The sequence below is a fragment of the Actinocorallia lasiicapitis genome (assembly GCF_054778695.1).
Map to the genome: position 1 here is coordinate 1 of NZ_BAAGZI010000599.1, position 2,362 is coordinate 2,362.

Sequence of the window (2,362 nt, forward strand, 5' to 3'; positions counted from 1 at the left end):
CGTCACCCTGGACGGCAAGTCGCTCCAGACCACGCCAAGCCGGGAGCTGGCCCAGCGGCTGGGCATCCTGCCGCAGAGCCCGGTCGCGCCCGAGGGCCTGACCGTGCTCGACCTGGTCAACCGGGGCCGGTCCCCGCACCAGACCTGGTGGCGGCAGTGGTCGAAGTCGGATGAGGCCGCCGTCCGCGCGGCTCTGGCGGCGACCGATCTGACCGACCTGGCCGACCGGGCCGTGGACGAGCTGTCCGGCGGGCAGCGGCAGCGCGCCTGGATCGCGATGGCCGTCGCGCAGGGCACCGAGGTGCTGCTGCTCGACGAACCCACCACCTACCTTGACCTGGCCCACCAGATCGACGTGCTGGACCTGGTCACCGATCTGAACCGGCGCGAGGGCCGCACCATCGTGATGGTGCTGCACGACCTCAACCAGGCGTGCCGGTACGCCGACCACGTCGTCGCGATGAAGCAGGGCCGGATCGTCGCGGCGGGCGCGCCCGCCGACGTCATCACCGAGGCCACCGTCGAAGAGGTCTTCGACCTGCGCTGCCAGGTGGCCCCCGACCCGGTCAGCGGCACCCCGCTGATCATCCCGATCGGACGGCACCACGGCGATGTCGGTGCCGCCTGATAGACCGGATCCATGGAAGTGGACGCGTTCGAAAAGCTGATCATGGGGCTGCCCGAGGTCGTCAGCAGGCCGGGATTCGGCGGTATGACGAGCTTCCGGGCCCGGGACAAGGGGTTCGCCTACCTGGACGAGGCGGAGGCCACCGTGCTGCTCAAGGCCACCCGCGCGGAGCAGGCGGCCCTGATCGGCTCCGACCCTGCGGTCTACGGGCCGTCCTGGGCGAGCGGCCGGTTCGCCTGGGTCACCATCGACCTCCCGGCGGCCGACCCGCAGGAGGTCGCCGAACTCGTCACCGAGGCGTGGCTGCTCAGCGTGCCGAAGCTGCTGGCCGCCACCCTCGGGCAGGCCGCGGGGCCGCCCGGCGGCTACGATGCCCCGTGATCGAGAAGAGGGGGCGTGCCGATGGGTGTCGCGCTGGTCACCGGGGCGGGCTCCGGCATCGGGGCGGCGGTCGCCGCGCGGCTGCTCCAGGACGGCCACCGGGTCGTGCTGGCGGGCCGCAGAGCCGAACCGCTGCATGAGGTGGCGGAGCGTGCCGGGGGAGAGTCCCTGGTCGTCACCGCTGACGTGACGTCCGAGGAGTCGGTCGTCGCGCTGTTCGCGGCCGTCAAGGAGCGGTTCGGCCGGCTCGACCTGCTCGTCAACAACGCCGGGGTGTTCGGCAGGCAGGCGCCGGTCGAGGAGTTCGCGCTCGCCGAGTGGACTTCGGTCGTCGACACCAATCTGACCGGGGCGTTCCTCTGCGCGCGTGAGGCGTTCCGGCTGATGAAGGAGCAGGAGCCGCGCGGCGGCCGCATCATCAACAACGGCTCGCTGTCGGCCCACACGCCGCGGCCCGACGCCATCGCCTACACGGCCAGCAAACACGCCATGACGGGGCTCACCAAGGCGCTGTCACTGGAGGGCCGCCGGCACGGCATCGCCTGCGGCCAGATCGACATCGGCAACGCCGCCACCGACATGACCACCGGCTTCAACGCCGGAGCGCTCCAGGCCGACGGTTCTCGGCTCGCCGAGCCCGTCATGGACGTCACACACGTCGTCGCGGCGATCCGCTACATGGGCTCCCTGCCGCTCGACGCCAACGTCGAGTTCCTGACGGTCCTCGCCACCACGATGCCGTCCTTCGTCGGCCGCGGCTAGGAGCCGAGTGCCAGGGGGAGGACGCGGGCGTTGGGCAGTGAGGCGAGGGCCTTGCCGGAGACCAGCAGTTTGGCGGCGCGCAGTCCGGCGCCGATGACGGCCTCGGGGGCGGCGGCGACGGCCGCGTCCACGAAGATCGGCCACTCCGGGGGCAGCCCGATCGGGGTGATCCCGCCGTACTCCATGCCGGTCAGCTCGGTCGCCTCGGCCATCGGGGCGAACGACACCTTACGGACGTCGAGTTCGCGCCGGATCACTCCGTTGACGTCCGCGCGGTCGGTGGCGAGGATCAGGCAGGCGGCGTAGCGTAGCTCGCCGTTGCGCTTGCCCGCCACGACCACGCAGTTGGCGCTGGCCTCGAGCGGGAAACCGTAGTGGGCGCAGAACTCGGCGGTGTCGGACAGCGTGGGGTCGATCGGCGCGGCCTGCGCGTCCGGCACGAACTCCAGCGCCGCGACGACGCTGGGTGCGAGCAGTTCGGTCCGTCCGGCGGCGGGCGCCCAGTCGAGCATTCCTGACATGCCCCCCAACCTAGCGGCCGACACCCCCCGCCCGCGCCGGTGTCGCGCCGCCGGTGGGCCCGGCCGGCAC

Annotated in this window: 4 protein-coding genes; 3 read left to right on the forward strand and 1 reads right to left on the reverse strand. The window is 72.3% G+C overall.

Going from position 1 to position 2,362, the window contains the following annotated elements; all coding sequences use genetic code 11:
• The 3 genes from ACYVE7_RS32715 to ACYVE7_RS32725 all read left to right on the forward strand — a co-directional run.
• A partial coding sequence (locus ACYVE7_RS32715) for an ABC transporter ATP-binding protein (RefSeq protein WP_460370283.1) occupies positions 1-628 on the forward strand: 628 nt, incomplete at its 5' end.
• Positions 629-646: 18 nt separating this feature from the next.
• Positions 647-1,009, forward strand: coding sequence for an MmcQ/YjbR family DNA-binding protein (locus tag ACYVE7_RS32720; RefSeq protein WP_460370285.1), 363 nt, complete (start codon positions 647-649; stop codon positions 1,007-1,009).
• Positions 1,010-1,030: 21 nt separating this feature from the next.
• Entirely contained in the window at positions 1,031-1,771 is a 741-nt protein-coding gene (locus tag ACYVE7_RS32725; RefSeq protein WP_460370291.1) for an SDR family oxidoreductase, read from the forward strand.
• Here ACYVE7_RS32725 and ACYVE7_RS32730 read toward each other — a convergent pair.
• A complete protein-coding gene (locus ACYVE7_RS32730) occupies positions 1,768-2,292 on the reverse strand; it encodes a YbaK/EbsC family protein (RefSeq protein ID WP_460370288.1) in 525 nt (174 codons plus the stop codon). The two genes, ACYVE7_RS32725 and ACYVE7_RS32730, sit on opposite strands and share 4 nt — an antisense overlap.
• Positions 2,293-2,362: the final 70 nt, after the last annotated feature.

What these genes read in the sequence shown, in the direction of transcription:
- ACYVE7_RS32725 (WP_460370291.1), top strand. Translation starts at nt 1,031, where the DNA reads ATGGGTGTCGCGCTGGTCACCGGGGCGGGCTCCGGCATCGGGGCGGCG.
- ACYVE7_RS32730 (WP_460370288.1), bottom strand. Translation starts at nt 2,292, where the DNA reads ATGTCAGGAATGCTCGACTGGGCGCCCGCCGCCGGACGGACCGAACTG.